At 70.8% G+C, this 17,792-nt stretch carries 16 protein-coding genes; 9 read left to right on the forward strand and 7 right to left on the reverse strand.

From position 1 onward, the window contains the following. Positions 1–60: 60 nt before the first annotated feature. Positions 61–1,290 (reverse strand): DUF349 domain-containing protein, encoded by a 1,230-nt coding sequence (locus ACFYW9_RS18745; protein WP_389151220.1) that lies wholly within the window; start codon positions 1,288–1,290, stop codon positions 61–63. Positions 1,291–1,426: 136 nt separating this feature from the next. Continuing rightward, positions 1,427–2,275, reverse strand: coding sequence for a peptidylprolyl isomerase (locus tag ACFYW9_RS18750; protein WP_351862501.1), 849 nt, complete (start codon positions 2,273–2,275; stop codon positions 1,427–1,429). A 180-nt stretch (positions 2,276–2,455) separates the two neighbouring features. Here ACFYW9_RS18750 and ACFYW9_RS18755 point away from each other — a divergent pair, with 180 nt between their 5' ends. Beyond that, on the forward strand, positions 2,456–3,169 hold the full coding sequence (locus ACFYW9_RS18755; protein WP_389151224.1) for an MBL fold metallo-hydrolase: 714 nt from the start codon (positions 2,456–2,458) through the stop codon (positions 3,167–3,169). 10 nt (positions 3,170–3,179) lie between these two features. After that, positions 3,180–4,442: a histidine--tRNA ligase gene (gene hisS / locus ACFYW9_RS18760; protein WP_351862503.1), complete on the forward strand. Its 1,263-nt coding sequence runs from the start codon at positions 3,180–3,182 to the stop codon at positions 4,440–4,442. A 237-nt stretch (positions 4,443–4,679) separates the two neighbouring features. On the opposite strand, the gene ACFYW9_RS18765 is transcribed toward hisS, so the two are convergent. The 4 genes from ACFYW9_RS18765 to ACFYW9_RS18780 form a co-directional block, all read right to left on the reverse strand. Then, positions 4,680–5,303 carry a response regulator transcription factor gene (locus ACFYW9_RS18765; protein ID WP_351862504.1) on the reverse strand — a complete coding sequence of 208 codons (624 nt, stop codon included), beginning with the start codon at positions 5,301–5,303 and terminating at the stop codon, positions 4,680–4,682. After that, positions 5,300–6,532 carry a sensor histidine kinase gene (locus ACFYW9_RS18770; RefSeq protein ID WP_389151229.1) on the reverse strand — a complete coding sequence of 411 codons (1,233 nt, stop codon included), beginning with the start codon at positions 6,530–6,532 and terminating at the stop codon, positions 5,300–5,302. Before ACFYW9_RS18770 ends, ACFYW9_RS18765 begins: the two co-directional genes overlap by 4 nt. Before the next feature lie 62 nt (positions 6,533–6,594). After that, entirely contained in the window at positions 6,595–7,440 is an 846-nt protein-coding gene (locus tag ACFYW9_RS18775; protein WP_389151232.1) for an ABC transporter permease, read from the reverse strand. Next, positions 7,437–8,303 carry an ABC transporter ATP-binding protein gene (locus ACFYW9_RS18780; protein WP_389151235.1) on the reverse strand — a complete coding sequence of 289 codons (867 nt, stop codon included), beginning with the start codon at positions 8,301–8,303 and terminating at the stop codon, positions 7,437–7,439. The genes ACFYW9_RS18775 and ACFYW9_RS18780 overlap by 4 nt, the downstream gene beginning before the upstream one ends. A gap of 139 nt (positions 8,304–8,442) precedes the next feature. Between ACFYW9_RS18780 and ACFYW9_RS18785 the strand changes: the two genes are divergently transcribed. From ACFYW9_RS18785 to rpsD, 3 genes are all read left to right on the forward strand, one after another. Continuing rightward, positions 8,443–9,081, forward strand: coding sequence for a vitamin K epoxide reductase family protein (locus ACFYW9_RS18785; protein WP_389151238.1), 639 nt, complete (start codon positions 8,443–8,445; stop codon positions 9,079–9,081). Positions 9,082–9,125: 44 nt separating this feature from the next. After that, a complete protein-coding gene (locus ACFYW9_RS18790) occupies positions 9,126–10,481 on the forward strand; it encodes a replication-associated recombination protein A (RefSeq protein WP_389151241.1) in 1,356 nt (451 codons plus the stop codon). A 340-nt stretch (positions 10,482–10,821) separates the two neighbouring features. After that, complete coding sequence (rpsD, locus tag ACFYW9_RS18795; RefSeq protein WP_054233962.1) at positions 10,822–11,436, forward strand: 30S ribosomal protein S4; 615 nt, start codon at positions 10,822–10,824, stop codon at positions 11,434–11,436. A 39-nt stretch (positions 11,437–11,475) separates the two neighbouring features. Here the strand turns inward: rpsD and ACFYW9_RS18800 are convergent, their stop codons facing one another. Next, complete coding sequence (locus tag ACFYW9_RS18800) at positions 11,476–13,644, reverse strand: ATP-binding protein (RefSeq protein WP_389151244.1); 2,169 nt, start codon at positions 13,642–13,644, stop codon at positions 11,476–11,478. Positions 13,645–13,805: 161 nt separating this feature from the next. On the opposite strand from ACFYW9_RS18800, the gene ACFYW9_RS18805 reads away from it, so the two are divergent. The 4 genes from ACFYW9_RS18805 to ruvX are packed head-to-tail and all read left to right on the forward strand — an operon-like array spanning position 13,806 to position 17,752. After that, positions 13,806–14,240, forward strand: coding sequence for a DUF948 domain-containing protein (locus tag ACFYW9_RS18805; protein ID WP_261702773.1), 435 nt, complete (start codon positions 13,806–13,808; stop codon positions 14,238–14,240). A 7-nt stretch (positions 14,241–14,247) separates the two neighbouring features. After that, entirely contained in the window at positions 14,248–14,604 is a 357-nt protein-coding gene (locus ACFYW9_RS18810; RefSeq protein ID WP_351862511.1) for a DUF6167 family protein, read from the forward strand. Beyond that, complete coding sequence (alaS, locus tag ACFYW9_RS18815; protein ID WP_351862512.1) at positions 14,604–17,276, forward strand: alanine--tRNA ligase; 2,673 nt, start codon at positions 14,604–14,606, stop codon at positions 17,274–17,276. The genes ACFYW9_RS18810 and alaS overlap by 1 nt, the downstream gene beginning before the upstream one ends. 11 nt (positions 17,277–17,287) lie before the next feature. Next, positions 17,288–17,752, forward strand: a complete 465-nt coding sequence (gene ruvX / locus ACFYW9_RS18820) for a Holliday junction resolvase RuvX (protein ID WP_328454536.1) — start codon at positions 17,288–17,290, stop codon at positions 17,750–17,752. The last annotated feature ends 40 nt before the right edge of the window (positions 17,753–17,792 follow it).

Consider the following 17,792-nt stretch of genomic DNA (forward strand, 5'->3'; position numbering starts at 1 on the left):
CACGCGAAGGGGCTCCCGTACGGTGCGTACGGGAGCCCCTTCGCGTGTCTGCGGCGTGTGTCAGCCGCCGAACTCGTGAAGACCCTTCAGAGCCTGGTCCAGCAGCGCCTGACGGCCGTCCAGCTCCTTCTGGAGCTTGTCGGCCTTCGCGGTGTTGCCCGCGGAGCGCGCCGCCTCGATCTGGCCCTGGAGCTTGTCCACGGCAGCCTGAAGCTGACCGGTCAGACCCTCGGCACGCGCGCGTGCCTCAGGGTTCGTCCGGCGCCACTCGGTCTCCTCCGACTCCTGGAGAGCCCGCTCCACCGCGTGCATCCGGCCCTCGACCTTCGGGCGGGCGTCGCGCGGCACGTGGCCGATGGCCTCCCAGCGCTCGTTGATGGAACGGAAGGCCGCGCGAGCCGCCTTCAGGTCCTGCACCGGGACGAGCTTCTCGGCCTCCTCGGCCAGCTCCTCCTTGAGCTTCAGGTTCTCCGTCTGCTCCGCGTCGCGCTCGGCGAAGACCGAGCTGCGCGCCGCGAAGAACACGTCCTGGGCGCCGCGGAAGCGGTTCCACAGGTCGTCCTCGTGCTCGCGCTGGGCACGGCCCGCGGCCTTCCAGTCCGCCATCAGCTCGCGGTAACGGGCCGCCGTCGGGCCCCAGTCCGACGAGCCGGACAGCGACTCGGCCTCCGCGACCAGCTTCTCCTTGGTCTTGCGGGCCTCCTCGCGCTGCGCGTCCAGCGACGCGAAGTGCGCCTTGCGCCGCTTGGAGAACGCCGAGCGGGCATGCGAGAAGCGGTGCCACAGCTCGTCGTCCGACTTGCGGTCGAGCCGAGGCAGCCCCTTCCACGTGTCCACCAGCGCGCGCAGCCGCTCACCGGCCGACCGCCACTGGTCGCTCTGCGCCAGCTCCTCGGCCTCGACGACCAGCGCCTCCTTGGAGTGCCGCGCCTCGTCGGACTGCTTGGCCCGTTGGACCTTGCGTTCCTCACGGCGCGCGTCGACGGTCTCCACCAGCTTGTCCAGCCGCACCTTCAGCGCGTCCAGATCACCGACCGCGTGGTGGGCGTCCACCTGCCCGCGGATGTGATCGATGGCGGTCTGGGCGTCCTTCGCCGACAGGTCGGTGGTCTTCACTCGCTTTTCGAGGAGGCCGATCTCGACAACCAGGCCTTCGTACTTGCGCTCGAAGTAGGCCAGCGCCTCATCAGGGGTGCCGGCCTGCCAGGAACCGACGACCTGCTCGCCGTCGGCCGTACGCACGTACACGGTCCCCGTCTCGTCGACGCGGCCCCACGGGTCGCTGCTCACAGCGCCTCCTCCACATGATGCCTGTGTGGGGCTTCAGGGCCCCTGGCATCGTCCACAGTTTCGTCACGGCCAACATAGGCGACCGGCGGGGCGGCTGTCCGCATCCCGCGCGACCGAAATCTCGCAGTTGATGGGGTCAGGATTTGACGACCGTCGCCTTGTTGATCACGACGGTCGCGTTCGGGGCGGTGTTCTGTGTCGTGGGGTCGGGGGCCTGCGCCCCGGCGGTCGCGATCTTCTTGAGGACCTTCATCCCGTCCTTGGAGATCGTCCCGAACGGTGTGTAGTCGGGCGGGAGCGGACTGTCCTGGTAGACCAGGAAGAACTGGCTGCCGCCGGTGTCGCGGCCCTGCCCCGTCTGCGCGTTGTACTGGTTGGCCATGGCCACGGTGCCCGCCGGGTACACGTTCCCCTTCAGGACCTTGTCCTTGAGGTTCTCGTCCGGAATCGTGTAGCCGGGCCCGCCCGAGCCGGTGCCCTGCGGGTCACCGCACTGCAGCACGTAGATGCCCTCGGCGGTGAGCCGGTGGCACTTGGTGTGGTCGAAGTAGCCCTTGCCGGCGAGGAACGCGAACGAGTTCACCGTGTGCGGGGCGGCGGACGCCTTGAGAGCGATGTCGATGTCGCCGCAGGTCGTCGCCATCTTCATGGTGTAGGCGGCGGCCTTGTCGATGGTGACCGCCGGCTCCTTCTTCCACGTGAGCGGCTTCACCTTGCCCTCGGCGGGCTTCTCGCACGGATCGGGCGCCTTGCTCGTCGGCGTCGCGCTGGGCGTCGCCTCGGCGCCCGCGTTGGTCTTCTTGCCGTCGCTCTCGAAGACCCCGGTCGCGTACGCCGTCGCACCGCCCGCGACGACCACGCCGACGACCGCCGCGATCACCGCGTTACGTGTATGGGTCCTTCGTCGAGCGGATGTGCGGCGCTGCTGCTGTCGCAAGAACTTCTCCCGGGCGAGCTGACGCCGCCGCTGTTCCTGGCTGACCACCGGGTTTCTCCTCGTGCGTCTCGTACGTCGAGTGGGACGCGTGCGTCGCCTGAGCCGACCGCCTGCGTGTGCCCCGTACCGTATATGGGTTCGCTGAGGAATCGGCAGCGCCGGTAGGCTCTGATCCACAGCCAACCGCCCCGTACGACACCAGCGCGTACGCCACCACGAAGGACGATCGTGCTCATTGCCGGGTTCCCCGCCGGGGCCTGGGGGACCAACTGTTACCTGGTCGCCCCCGCCGCGGGTGAGGAGTGCGTGATCATCGACCCGGGCCATCAGGCCGCCCAGGGAGTCGAGGACGCGCTCAAGAAGCATCGGCTCAAGCCCGTCGCGGTCATCCTGACCCATGGCCACATCGACCATGTCGCCTCGGTCGTCCCGGTGTGCGGAGCGCACGACGTTCCGGCCTGGATCCACCCCGAGGACCGGTACATGATGAGCGACCCGGCGAAGGCGCTCGGGCGGTCCATCGGCATGCCGCTGATGGGCGAGCTGACCGTGGGGGAGCCCGACGACGTGCGGACGCTGACCGACGGCGCGGAGCTGAGGCTGGCGGGCCTCGACCTCTCCGTCGCGCACGCGCCGGGCCATACGAAGGGGTCGGTGACGTTCCGGATGCCCGAGAGCGCGGACATCCCGTCCGTGTTCTTCTCCGGGGATCTGCTCTTCGCCGGCTCCATCGGACGCACCGACCTGCCGGGCGGCGACATGGACGAGATGCTCGACTCGCTGGGCCGCGTGTGCCTGCCGCTCGACGACTCGACCGTGGTGCTGTCCGGCCACGGCCCCCAGACGACCATCGGCCAGGAGCGCGCCACCAACCCGTATCTGCGGCAGGTGGCCGCCGGCCTGGGAGCGGACCCGAACTCCGCTCCTCGACGAGGAATGTGACCAGACTTCCGTGAGCACCTTCAGGGCCCCCAAGGGCACGTACGACCTCATTCCGCCGGACAGCGCCAAGTACCTCGCGGTACGCGAGGCCATCGCGGCCCCGCTGCGCAACTCCGGCTACGGCTATGTCGAGACGCCCGGTTTCGAGAACGTCGAACTGTTCGCCCGCGGTGTCGGTGAGTCCACCGACATCGTGACCAAGGAGATGTACGCCTTCGAGACCAAGGGCGGCGACAGGCTGGCCCTGCGTCCGGAGGGCACCGCCTCCGTCCTGCGCGCGGCCCTCGAGGCCAACCTGCACAAGACCGGCAACCTCCCCGTCAAGCTCTGGTACTCGGGCTCGTACTACCGCTACGAGCGCCCCCAGAAGGGCCGTTACCGCCACTTCTCCCAGGTGGGCGCCGAGGCGATCGGAGCCGAGGACCCGGCGCTCGACGCCGAGCTCATCATCCTGGCCGACCAGGCGTACCGCTCGCTGGGTCTGCGGAACTTCCGCATCCTGCTGAACAGCCTGGGCGACAAGGAGTGCCGTCCCGTGTACCGGGCCGCGCTGCAGGACTTCCTGCGCGGCCTGGACCTCGACGAGGAGACGCTGCGCCGCGCGGAGATCAACCCGCTGCGGGTGCTCGACGACAAGCGCGAGGACGTCCAGAAGCAGCTGGGCGGGGCGCCGCTGCTGCGCGACTACCTGTGCGACGGCTGCAAGGCGTACCACGAGGAGGTGCGCGACCTGATCACGGCCGCGGGCGTCTCCTTCGAGGACGACCCGAAGCTGGTGCGCGGTCTGGACTACTACACGCGCACCACCTTCGAGTTCGTGCACGACGGTCTCGGCTCGCAGTCCGCGGTCGGCGGCGGCGGCCGCTACGACGGGCTGTCCGAGATGATCGGCGGCCCCGCGCTGCCGTCCGTCGGCTGGGCGCTGGGCGTCGACCGTACGGTGCTGGCGCTGGAGGCGGAGGGCGTGGAGCTCGAACTCCCCGCGGCCACCAGTGTGTTCGCGGTGCCGCTCGGGGAGGAGGCCCGCCGGATGCTCTTCGGTGTGGTCACCGAACTGCGCCGGGCCGGTGTCGCCGCCGACTTCTCCTACGGCGCGAAGGGGCTCAAGGGCGCGATGAAGAACGCGAACCGCAGCGGGGCCCGCTTCACGGTCGTCGCCGGTGAGCGGGATCTCGCCGAGGGCGTCGTGCAGCTCAAGGACATGGAGTCCGGGGAGCAGACGGCGGTCGCGGTCGACGCGATCGTGGCCGAGCTGCGGTCGCGCCTGGGCTGAGGCGGGTCCTCCGCGGCCGCCCCGCCGGGCCGGTCTCCCGGCCGGCCCGGTCAGGTGCCGGTCCGGCCCCTGCGACGGGATCCTCCCGGGCCCCGGTGTCGGGCGGACGCTTTCCGCTGTCCGTCCGGCCCCGGGGGCCCCACCCCGGACCCTCTCCGCGAACGCCGAAGGGGCCGGAGGACCCTTCGGCGTTCGCGGAGAGGGTCCGGGGAAGCGGCGGGACCGGGCGGGGGAGCCTCACTCCAGCAGTCCGAAGCGCATCGCGCTCGTCACCGCGGCCGTCCGGTCGTCCACTCCCAGCTTCCCGAAGGCCCGCAGCAGATGCGTCTTCACGGTGGACTCGCCGATGAAGAGCCGGCGTCCGATCTCCGCGTTCGTGCAGCCCTCTGCCACCAGTCGCAGCACGGCGGTCTCCCGCGCGGAGAGGCGGGGCCGCTCCGGCCTGGTACGGAGCTGATCGACCAGCCGGGCCGCGACGGACGGGGCCAGCACGGTCTCGCCCCGCGCGGCGGCCCGTACGGCGTCCGCCAGTTCGGCACGGGGCAGATCCTTCAGCAGATACCCCGCGGCCCCGGCCTCCACCGCCCGCAGGATGTCCCGGTCCGTCTCGTACGTCGTCAGCACGATCACCCGGCAGGGCAGTCCGGCCCGCGTCATCCGCTCGATCGCGTCGACGCCCCCGCCCTCGGGCATCCGCAGGTCCATGAGCACGATGTCGGGCCGGAGTTCGGCGGCCAGCGCCTCCGCGCGGGGCCCGCTGGACGCGTCGGCGACCACCTCGAGATCGGGTTCCGCGCTGAGCATCGCGCGCAGCCCTTCGCGTACGACGGGATGGTCGTCGGCGAGGACGATCCGGATCACGCGTCACTCCTGGGGACGGGCAGGCACACGGTGACGGTCGTGCCGTCGCCCGGCGCGCTGCGGATCAGCGCGGTACCGCCCGCCTCGGCGGCCCGCGCGCGCAACCCCGCCAGCCCGTACCCGCCGACCGGCACGCCGGGGTCGAAACCCCTGCCGTCGTCGCGTACGGAGAGGGCCAGCGAGCCGGCGGCATAGGTCAGGGTGACCGCGACGGCGGGGGAACTCCCGGCGTGCTTGCGGGCGTTGGTCAGCGCCTCCTGGCACGAGCGGAGGATCACCACCTCGGGGCCCGCGGGCAGCGGCCGTACCGGGCCGGTCACGTCGACGCTCGCGTCGTGGCGGGCGGCCAGCCGGCGCAGCGCGTCGGGCAGCGTGGCGCCGTCCAGGTCGGCGGGCGTGCCCCCGGTCACCAGGGCCCGTGCCTCGGCGAGGTTCTGCCGGGCGGTCTCGTCCATCAGGGCCAGATGGCGGCGGGCCTGCGGCAGGTCGTGGTCGAGCTCGGCCTCGACGGCCTGGACCAGCATCAGCAGGCTGGTGAAGCCCTGGGCGAGGGTGTCGTGGATCTCCCTGGAGAACCGTTCGCGCTCGGCCAGCGCTCCGTGCGCGGCCGAGAGCCGGGCGATCTCGTGGCGGCTGGCGTCCAGCTCGGTGATCAGCGCGGCCCGTTCCCGGCTCTGCTCCATGATGCGGATGATCCAGCTGCCCAGGGCGGTCGAGAACACGAGCGTGACCACGGCGAAGACCGTGTTGAAGAAGAGGACCTGTCCCTCGGGCCGCCACAGCAGGGCCCAGCCCGCCACCGGCGCGATGTTGATCACGGTCGTGGCGGTGAGCGCCCGGGGCAGTCGCAGGGCGATGAAGCACTGGGGGATGAGCGCGAAGGTCATCAGGCGGGTCTCGCCCACCAGTACCCCCGGGGGCAGGAAGAGCAGGACCGCGCCCGTGATGTAGCCGAGGGCGCGGCGCTCGTCGGGCTCCTCGGCCGTGAGGACGGGGCGCCCGGCCAGCAGGTACCAGGGGATCAGCAGCAGAAGGAGCCCGCCGGCCGCGAGACGGACGTGTGTCCCCGGGTGCGCCGTGCCGAGCACGAACACCAGGGTGGCCACCCACACGACCGCGAAGTACGAGTCCCAGAGCCGGAACGAGAGCTCCCAGGTGTTCGAGGCGCGGGCCCCGCCCGGCTCGGGACGCGCCCGGGCCCCGCCCGGCTCCGGCGCCGGACGCACCACGCCTGGCTCCGGCGCCGGACGCACCGCGTCCGGCGCCGGGCCGGGGCGCGCGGCCGGAGTCCTCATCCGTCGCGCCGGTTCTTCCAGCGGAAGGTCAGCAGACACAGCAGCAATCCTCCGACGCACCATGCCCCGAGCACCAGGGCGATCCGCCCGAACTCCCAGCCGCCCGCCTGTTCCAGGACCTTGGCGGACTCGGGCAGGAACACCCCGCGCAGCCCCTGGCACATCCACTTGAGGGGGAACAGCGCGCCGATGTCCAGCATCCAGCCGGGGATGGTGTCGATGGCGATGTAGACGCCGGAGATGAACTGGAGGACCAGGAAGGGCAGGACGACCACCGACGTGGCGCTCCTGCCCGACTTCGGGACCGTACTGATCGCGATGCCGAGCAGGGCGCAGGCCGTGAGCCCCAGCACGAAGATCCAGGCGAAGTCCGCCCACCTGCCGGGGTCCGAGGGCAGGTCGACGTCGTACAGCGTGGTGCCGACGAGGAGAAGGATCGCCGTCTCCAGGGCGCCGGTCGCGAGAACCAGCCATATCTTGCCGAGGAAGTACGCGGCCGGCGGCATCGGTGTCCCGCGCAGCCGGCGCAGCACCTTCTCGTCCCGCTCGATCGCGATCGAGATGCCGAGGGACTGGAAGCTGGTGGACATGATGCCCGCGGCCATCATCGCCGGGACGTACAGCTGGGAGGCGGTGATGCCCGCGCCCGCCACGTCGTCGCTGAAGATCGACGCGAACAGGAACAGGAAGACGACCGGGAAGGCGAAGGTGAACACCACCTGGTCGCGCTGCCGGAAGAACTGCCGGAGCTCCAGGCCGCCGCGGCGCAGCCCCAGTCCCCAGGCGCCGGGCAGCCGGCCGGACGCGTTCTTCGTGCCCGGTCGTACGTCGGCCGTGGTCATCGCGTGTCCTCCAGGCCGGTCAGTCGCAGATAGACGTCCTCCAGGGTGGGGCGGCTCACCCGGAGCCCGGGGATCTCCCCGTCGAAGCGGCGCGTGAGCGCGGCGACGGTCCTGGTGGGGGTGTCCGTGCGTTCGCTGCGCGGGCTGCCGTCGGCCTCCGTCCACTCGACCGTGGCCCCGGTGCCGAAGCGCTCGCGGAGCGCGGCCGGGTCGCCCTCGGCGACGACACGGCCCCGCGCGACGACCGCCAGCCGGTCCGCGAGGGCCTCCGCCTCCTCCAGGTAGTGCGTGGTCAGGAGGATCGTCGTGCCCTCGTCGGCCAGCTTGCGGATCAGGTCCCAGAACCGCCGTCGCGCCGCCGGGTCGAAGCCTGTCGTCGGCTCGTCCAGGAGCAGCAGTTCGGGGCCGCCGATCACCCCGAGGGCCACGTCGAGCCGTCGCCGCTGGCCGCCCGAGAGCGACTTGGTCCTGCTGCCCGCCTTCTCCTCCAGGCCGACCAGGCCGATGACTTCCTCCGGATCACGGGGATTCGGGTAATAACGGGAGAAATGCCTCACCGTCTCGCCCACCGTCAACTCGGCGGGCGCGGATTCGTCCTGCCAGACGATTCCGACACGGGACCGCCACGCGCGCGTGGCGGCCGCCGGGTCCGAGCCGAGCACGGAGACCTCGCCCGCGTCCCGCCGCCGGTTGCCCTGGAGGATCTCCACGGTGGTGCTCTTGCCCGCCCCGTTCGGTCCGAGCAGGCCGAACACCTCGCCCCGCCGGATGCCGAGATCGATGCCGTCGACGGCGGTCACGTCCCCGTACCGCTTGCGCAGTCCCCGTACGTCCACCACGAGCCGGTCCGCGTCTGTTGTCATGACGGCGAGCCTCCCGCCGAACCGAACGCTCCGGAACGACCGTGCGTACCTTCTTATGTCCACCGAACGGTGGACGAGCGGGCGCGTGCGGCACAATGAGCCTGCCCGCAGGCCCCTTCGAAGCTACGGAAACGGCGTGATGAACAAGACGACAGTCAAGGACGTCCCGACCGATCAGGAACGCCCCGCCGCCGCCGTGCGGACGGCCGGCGGCAGCCGCGCGCTCGCGGTGCTGCTGGTGATCACGGGTGCGGCCGGTCTCCTTGCCGCGTGGGTCATCACGATCGACAAGTTCAAGCTGCTGGAGAACCCGAACTTCGTCCCGGGGTGCAGCCTGAACCCGGTGGTCTCCTGCGGCAACATCATGAAGAGCGACCAGGCCTCGGCCTTCGGCTTCCCGAACCCCATGATGGGGCTCGTCGCCTACGGCATCGTGATCTGCGTCGGCATGAGCCTGCTCGCGCGGGCCACCTTCCCCCGGTGGTACTGGCTGACCTTCAACGCGGGCACGCTCTTCGGCGTCGCGTTCTGCACCTGGCTCCAGTTCCAGTCGCTGTACCGGATCAACTCGCTCTGCCTGTGGTGCAGCCTGGCCTGGGTCGCCACGATCATCATGTTCTGGTACGTGACCTCCTTCAACGTCCGCAACGGCTTCCTGCCCGCCCCGCGCTGGGCCAAGAGCTTCTTCGGCGAGTTCACCTGGGTCCTGCCCGCGCTGCACATCGGCATCATCGGCATGCTGATCCTGACCCGCTGGTGGGACTTCTGGACCAGCTGACGGTCCCGCGGGGATTGTCAGTGGGGTGACATAGGGTTTCGGACGTGGAGCCCGACCTGTTCACCGCCGCCGCCGAAGAGCGCCAGGAGAAGGACCCGTCCGCCAGCCCGCTGGCGGTGCGGATGCGCCCGCGCACCCTCGACGAGGTCGTGGGACAGCAGCACCTGCTGAAGCCCGGCTCACCCCTGCGCAGACTCGTCGCCGAGGGGAGCGGCGGCCCCGCCGGACCGTCCTCGGTGATCCTGTGGGGCCCGCCGGGCACCGGCAAGACGACCCTCGCCTACGTCGTCTCCAAGGCCACCGACAAACGCTTCGTCGAGCTCTCCGCGATCACCGCGGGCGTCAAGGAAGTGCGCGCGGTCATCGAAGGAGCCCGCCGCGCCACCGGCGGCTACGGCAAGGAGACCGTCCTCTTCCTGGACGAGATCCACCGCTTCAGCAAGGCCCAGCAGGACTCCCTGCTCCCCGCCGTGGAGAACCGCTGGGTGACCCTGATCGCCGCGACCACCGAGAACCCGTACTTCTCGGTGATCTCGCCGCTGCTCTCCCGCTCCCTCCTCCTGACCCTCGAACCGCTCACCGACGACGACCTGCGCGGCCTGCTGCGCCGCGCGCTCGGCTCGGAACGTGGCCTCAAGGAGTCCGTGGCCCTGCCCGGGGACGCCGAGAACCACCTGCTGAGGATCGCCGGCGGCGACGCCCGCCGCGCCCTGACGGCCCTGGAGGCCGCGGCCGGCGCCGCGCTCGACAAGGGCGAGCCGGAGATCACCCTCCAGACGCTGGAGGAGACGGTCGACCGCGCAGCCGTGAAGTACGACCGCGACGGTGACCAGCACTACGACGTGGCGAGCGCGCTCATCAAGTCCATCCGCGGCTCCGACGTGGACGCCGCCCTGCACTACCTGGCCCGGATGATCGAGGCGGGCGAGGACCCCCGCTTCATCGCCCGCCGCCTGATGATCTCCGCCAGCGAGGACATCGGTCTCGCCGACCCGAACGCGCTGCCCATGGCCGTGGCCGCCGCCCAGGCCGTCGCGATGATCGGCTTCCCCGAGGCCGCGCTCACCCTGAGCCACGCCACGATCGCTCTCGCGCTGGCCCCGAAGTCCAACGCCGCGACCATGGCCATCGGCGCCGCCATGGAGGACGTGCGCAAGGGTCACGCCGGCCCGGTGCCGACGCATCTGCGCGACGGGCACTACAAGGGCGCGGCCAAGCTCGGGCACGCCCAGGGGTACGTGTATCCGCACGACCTGCCCGAGGGCATCGCCGCCCAGCGGTACGCGCCCGAGGAACTCGCGGACCGGGAGTACTACACGCCGACCCGGCACGGCGCGGAGGCGCGGTACGCCGACGCGGTGGAGTGGACCAGGAAACGCCTCGGTAGAGGGCGGTCCTGAGCACCCTGTAGCATGGCTCGAAGCGCTGCGTCCCGTGTCCGGCTCCGGTCGGCACCACCAGAACGGGACATCCAGCCGGAGCCCCCGCCTCCACGGGGGGATTCCAGGAGCGTCGCGCACCGTCGAAGGTGTCGCGGGCAGCCCACCACCACCCGGATCTCCGGGACCGGCCGGTGGGTTATTCGCGTGCTGCACGTATGTGCCCAGACCCAGGAGCGGCTGCCCGCCCCGTCCACGTGGTTCGCCACAGCGGCGAGGAGGGTTTCCCGGGCTGCGGATTGCGACCTCCCCTAACCCTGGTGAAGCCGTATTCGTATCGGAAACATGAGGTGTTTGGTTCATGGCGAACCAGTCCCGCCCCAAGGTCAAGAAGTCGCGTGCGCTCGGTATCGCGCTGACCCCGAAGGCTGTCAAGTACTTCGAGGCCCGCCCCTACCCGCCGGGTGAGCACGGCCGTGGCCGCAAGCAGAACTCGGACTACAAGGTCCGTCTGCTCGAGAAGCAGCGTCTGCGCGCGCAGTACGACGTGTCCGAGCGCCAGCTCGTCCGCGCCTACGAGCGTGCCTCCAAGGTCCAGGGCAAGACCGGTGAGGCCCTGATCATCGAGCTGGAGCGTCGTCTCGACGCGCTGGTCCTTCGTTCGGGCATCGCCCGCACGATCTACCAGGCCCGCCAGATGGTCGTTCACGGTCACATCGAGGTCAACGGCCAGAAGGTCGACAAGCCCTCGTTCCGCGTCCGTCCCGACGACGTCGTGATGGTCCGCGAGCGCAGCCGCAGCAAGACGCTGTTCGAGGTTTCCCGCGCGGGCGGCTTCGCCCCCGACGGTGAGACCCCGCGCTACCTCCAGGTGAACCTCCCGGCCCTGGCCTTCCGCCTGGACCGCGAGCCGAACCGCAAGGAGATCCCGGTGATCTGCGACGAGCAGCTCGTCGTCGAGTACTACGCCCGCTGATCTTCCGACAGCGGACGCGGTACCACCTGCGCGTCAGTGTCAGCCCGTCGTCTCCCCGCCCTTCGAGGTGGGCGAGACGGCGGGCTCTCGCACGTCCGGGGGCAGTCTGCGAGGCGACGGCACCGCCCCGAGCGGCGGCACCCCGGCACCGCCCAGCGCACGGGCGACCGCCGCGTCCTGCCCGAGCAGCTCTCCCGCCCGTACGCACTCCTCGTAGCGCTCGTCGCCCAGCTGCTGCCGGGAAAGAGCCGCACAGCGCTCGTGCGGCGCGTTGTAGTACGCCGAACCGAACAGCGGCAGGCCGACCGACGGCCACATCCGCGACGCCGCCCCCTGGAGCACCGCGGCCTCGGCCGGATCGCCCTCCGCCACCGTGACCAGGGCGAGCAGCTCGACCGTGAGAACGGCACCGAGCAGATCGTGGAAGCCGTGCGCGATACCGAGCCCCTGCTCCAGCAGGCCGCGGGCCCGGGCCTGATCGCCCTCGGCCTGGGCCTCGTACGCGAGGACGTACAGCGCGTACGCCAGCGCCCAGCGCTCCCCGTGGTCCTCGCAGACCCCGCGGACGTCCTCGCACAGCTTCACCGCTCCCGGCAGATCGCCCTGGAAGGCGAGCGCCATCGCCAGTTCGACCTGGGCCATCAGCACATTGCTGTTGAGCTCGCCGATCTCGTGATAGCGGTCCAGCGCCGAGCGCAGCAGTTCCTCGGCACGCGCCATGTCGTCCGTGACCAGGGCCAGACAGCCGGTGCGATGCTCGGCGTAGGCGACCGCGACGGCGTTCTCGCAGCGCTCCGCCTCCTCGCGGCACTCCTGGAGCGCGGACAGCGCGGGCACCGAGTCACCCTGGAGGACCGCCACATAGCCGAGCACCCACAGGGCCTTCAGCCGTGACTGGTCACGGTCGCCGTCGAGCTCGACACTGCGCTCCAGCCAGTGCCTGCCCTCGGAGAGCCGGCCGCAGCCGACCCAGTAGAACCACAGGGCGCCCGCCAGGTACTGGCCCAGATGCGCCTCGTCGGGTTCGCCGAGCGAGTACTCCAGCGCGCAGCGCAGATTCGGCAGTTCCGTCTCGACGCGTACCGCCACCTCGGCCTGCCGCGGCGAGAACCAGTCCAGCTCGCACCAGGTGACCAGGCCCATGTACCAGTCGCGGTGGCGGCGGCGCAGCCGCTCCGCGTCGCCCGTCGCCTCCAGCCAGTGCGCGCCGTAGGCCCGGACCGTGTCCAGCATCCGGTAGCGCACACCCGCCGCGGTGTCCTCGCGCGACAGCACCGACTGCGCGAGCAGCTCGCCCAGCACGTCCAGCACGTCGTCGGAGCGCAGCCCGTCCCCGCTGCACACGTATTCGGCGGCCTCCAGGTCGAACTGTCCGGCGAACACCGAAAGACGTGCCCACAGGAGCCGTTCGGCCGGTGTGCACAGTTCGTGGCTCCAGCCGATCGCCGTCCGCAGGGTCTGGTGCCGCGGCGGCGCGTCGCGCACCCCGCCGGTCAGCAGCCGGAACCGGTCCTCCAGGCGGGCCAGGAGCTGCGCCGGGGACAGGGCGCCGACGCGTCCCGCCGCCAGTTCCAGCGCCAGCGGGATCCCGTCCAGCCGCCGGCACAGCTCCCGGACGTCGGAGCTGTTGCCCTCGTCCAGAGCGAAGCCGGGCACCCGGGCCGCCGCCCGGTCCGCGAACAGCTCCACCGCCTCCGCGGCGGCCAGCGGAGCCAGCGGGAACACCCGCTCGCCCGCGATGCCCAGCGGTCTGCGGCCCACGGCCAGCACCCGCAGTCCCGGCGCCCGCCGCAGCAACTCGCCCGCCAAGGAGGCACTCACGTCGACCAGATGCTCGAAGCCGTCCAGGACCAGCAGGAGCCGGCGCCCGGCGAGGTGGTCGAGCAGCGTCCGACGTACCGGCTTCGCCGTGTGGTCGGTCAGACCGAGGGCCTCGGCCACGGCGTACTCGACGAGTTCCGGTTCCTGCACCGCGGACAGGTCCACGCGCCACACGCCGTCGCGCGGGTACGTCCCCGCCGCGGCGTGCGTGGCGAGCCGGGTCTTGCCGACGCCGCCCATGCCGGTCACGGTCACCAGGCGGACCGTCTCCAGCGCCTCGGCCAGCCGCGCGAGCTCGGCGGAGCGCCCCACGAACGCGTCGAGTTCCAGGGGCAGATTGCCGGGTGCGGCAGGACCGGAGTGTCGGGCGTGCTGAGAACGCTGCATGAGATACGGAGCGTACTGACACGCTAGCGCTCCGTACAATCGGTTCCCGCAACTCCACACTCCGGAGCGGATAAATGCGGTACGGAGCCCCGGCCCCGGCGCGATAGGCTCGGGTGACGACTTTTCGATGTTCAGGCACACAGTCAGGGAGCGGGTGCACAGTGTCCGGTGGTGAGGTGGCCGGGATCCTGGTGGCCGTCTTCTGGGCGATCCTGGTCTCCTTCCTCGCCGTCGCGCTGGTGAGGCTGGCCCAGACGCTCAGGGCGACCACCAAGCTCGTGGCGGACGTGACCGACCAGGCCGTCCCGCTCCTGGCCGACGCCTCGGCGGCGGTGCGCTCCGCGCAGACGCAGATCGACCGGGTCGACGCCATCGCGTCGGACGTCCAGGAGGTCACGTCGAACGCCTCGGCGCTGTCGACGACCGTCGCCTCCACGTTCGGCGGCCCGCTGGTCAAGGTCGCGGCGTTCGGGTACGGCGTGCGCCGGGCCATCGGAGGCCGTCGAGAGAATGTGCCCGACAAAGCGTCCCGGCGTACCGTGATCGTGGGCCGCACCGTCCCGTCCGCGCGGCGGGGAAAGCGGAAGAAGGACTGACGCAGCGATGTTCCGCCGTACGTTCTGGTTCACCGCGGGCGCAGCCGCGGGTGTATGGGCCACCACCAAGGTCAACCGCAAGCTCAAGAAGCTGACCCCCGAGAGCCTCGCGGCACAGGCCGCGAACAAGGCGATCGACGCGGGCCACCGGCTCAAGGAGTTCGCCCTCGACGTCCGCGACGGGATGGCCCAGCGAGAGGCCGAACTCGGCGAGGTGCTCGGCCTGAACGCGGACCCGGATCCCGAACTGCCCACGCAGCGCCGCATCGCCGCGATCGGCGGCGGCGAGCAGCCGGGCGACAACAAGCAGATCAAGTACATCGACAACACGACGTACACGTACAACCGGAATGAGGACCACTGATGGAGTCGGCTGAAATCCGCCGCCGCTGGTTGAGCTTCTACGAGGAGCGCGGTCACACCGTCGTCCCTTCGGCGTCGCTCATCGCGGACGACCCGACTCTGCTCCTGGTCCCCGCCGGCATGGTCCCCTTCAAGCCGTACTTCCTCGGTGAGGTCAAGGCTCCCTGGGCGCGCGCCACCAGCGTGCAGAAGTGTGTGCGCACACCCGACATCGAAGAGGTCGGCAAGACCACGCGCCACGGCACGTTCTTCCAGATGTGCGGCAACTTCTCCTTCGGCGACTACTTCAAGGAAGGCGCCATCACCTACGCCTGGGAGCTGCTCACCTCGCCCCAGGACAAGGGTGGTTACGGCCTCGACCCCGAGCGTCTGTGGATCACGGTCTACCTCGACGACGACGAGGCCGAGACCATCTGGCGCGACAAGATCGGCGTCCCGGCCGAGCGCATCCAGCGCCTGGGCAAGAAGGACAACTACTGGTCCATGGGCGTCCCGGGCCCCTGCGGTCCGTGCTCCGAGATCAACTACGACCGCGGCCCCGAGTTCGGCGTCGAGGGCGGCCCGGCCGTCAACGACGAGCGCTACGTGGAGATCTGGAACCTGGTCTTCATGCAGTACGAGCGCGGCGAGGGCACCTCGAAGGACGACTTCGAGATCCTCGGCGACCTGCCCAGCAAGAACATCGACACCGGCCTCGGTCTCGAGCGCCTCGCCATGATTCTGCAGGGCGTACAGAACATGTACGAGATCGACACCTCCATGGCCGTCATCAAGAAGGCCACCGAGCTGACGGGTGTCGAGTACGGCGCCGCCCACGGCTCCGATGTCTCGCTGCGCGTGGTCACCGACCACATGCGCACCTCCGTGATGCTCATCGGTGACGGCGTGAGCCCCGGCAACGAGGGCCGCGGCTACGTGCTGCGCCGCATCATGCGCCGCGCCATCCGCAACATGCGCCTGCTCGGCGCCACCGGACCGGTCGTCAAGGACCTCATCGACGTCGTGATCGCGATGATGGGGCAGCAGTACCCGGAGCTGGTCACCGACCGGCAGCGGATCGAGACCGTGGCCCTCGCCGAGGAGGCCGCCTTCCTCAAGACGCTGAAGGCCGGCACGAACATCCTCGACACGGCCATCACCGACACCAAGGAGTCCGGCGGCACGGTCCTCGCCGGCGACAAGGCCTTCCTGCTCCACGACACCTGGGGCTTCCCGATCGACCTCACCCTCGAAATGGCCGCCGAACAGGGCCTGTCGGTGGACGAGGACGGCTTCCGCCGCCTGATGAAGGAGCAGCGGGACAAGGCCAAGGCCGACGCCCGCGCCAAGAAGACCGGCCACGCCGATCTCGGCGCCTACCGTCAGATCGCCGACGCCGCCGGCGAGACCGACTTCATCGGCTACGACCGCACCGAGGCCGAGTCGACGGTCGTCGGCATCCTCGTCGACGGCGTCTCCTCCCCGGCCGCCACCGAGGGCGACGAGGTCGAGATCGTCCTCGACCGCACCCCGTTCTACGCCGAGGGCGGCGGTCAGATCGGTGACACGGGCCGCCTCCGGGTCGACACCGGTGCCGTCATCGAGATCCGCGACTGCCAGAAGCCCGTCCCGGGCGTGTACGTCCACAAGGGCGTCGTCCAGGTCGGCGAGGTCACCGTCGGCGCCAAGGCCCAGGCCACCATCGACGTACGCCGTCGTACGGCCATCGCCCGCGCCCACTCGGCCACGCACCTCACGCACCAGGCGCTGCGCGACGCCCTCGGCCCGACGGCCGCCCAGGCCGGTTCCGAGAACCAGCCCGGCCGCTTCCGCTTCGACTTCGGCTCCCCGTCCGCCGTCCCGACGGCCGTGATGACGGACGTCGAGCAGCAGATCAACGAGGTGCTCGCCCGCGACCTGGACGTGCACGCCGAGATCCTGAGCCTGGACGAGGCCAAGAAGCAGGGCGCCATCGCCGAGTTCGGCGAGAAGTACGGCGAGCGCGTCCGCGTCGTGACCATCGGCGACTTCTCCAAGGAGCTGTGCGGCGGCACCCACGTGCACAACACCTCCCAGCTCGGCCTGGTCAAGCTGCTCGGCGAGTCGTCCATCGGCTCCGGCGTGCGGCGCATCGAGGCCCTGGTCGGCGTCGACGCGTACAACTTCCTGGCCCGTGAGCACACGGTCGTCGCCCAGCTCCAGGAACTGGTCAAGGGCCGCCCGGAGGAGCTTCCGGAGAAGATCTCCGCCATGCTCGGCAAGCTGAAGGACGCCGAGAAGGAGATCGAGAAGTTCCGCGCGGAGAAGGTCCTCCAGGCCGCCGCCGGTCTCGTCGAGTCCGCCAAGGACGTCAACGGAGTGGCCCTGGTCACCGGTCAGGTCCCGGACGGCACGGGCGCCGACGACCTGCGCAAGCTGGTCCTCGACGTGCGCGGCCGCATCCAGGGCGGACGCGCCGCCGTGGTGGCCCTGTTCACGGTCGCGGGCGGCAAGCCCCTGACCGTCATCGCCACCAACGAGGCCGCCCGCGAGCGCGGTCTGAAGGCCGGCGAACTGGTCCGCGCCGCCGCCAAGACCCTCGGCGGCGGCGGTGGCGGCAAGCCGGACGTCGCCCAGGGCGGTGGCCAGAACCCCGCCGCCGTCGGCGAGGCCATCGACGCGGTCCAGCGCCTCGTCGCCGAGACGGCCAAGTAGAGGCCGCGGACATGCGCAGAGGACGTCGGCTCGCGATCGACGTCGGGGACGCCCGGATCGGGGTCGCCTCGTGCGACCCCGACGGGATCCTCGCGACACCGGTGGAGACGGTCCCGGGGCGTGACATCCCGGCCGCCCACCGCCGGCTCAGGCAACTCGTCGAGGAGTACGAGCCGATCGAGGTCGTCGTCGGACTCCCTCGCTCCCTCAAGGGGGGCGAGGGGCCCGCCGCGGTCAAGGTCCGTGCCTTCGCCCAGGAGCTCGCGGAAGGGATCGCTCCTGTTCCGGTACGGCTCGTGGATGAGAGGATGACCACGGTCACGGCCAGTCAGGGCTTGCGCGCCTCGGGCGTGAAGTCGAAGAAGGGCCGGTCGGTGATCGACCAGGCGGCAGCCGTCGTCATCCTTCAGCAGGCCCTGGAATCCGAACGGGTGTCAGGCAAGTCGCCCGGCGAGGGCGTCGAAGTGGTCATGTGATCGCGATACGGTAACGTTCCGCCCGATGCGGTGGTGTTCG

The organism is Streptomyces sp. NPDC002698, from assembly GCF_042888945.1.
In the GTDB taxonomy this organism is placed as follows: Bacteria; Actinomycetota; Actinomycetes; order Streptomycetales; family Streptomycetaceae; genus Streptomyces.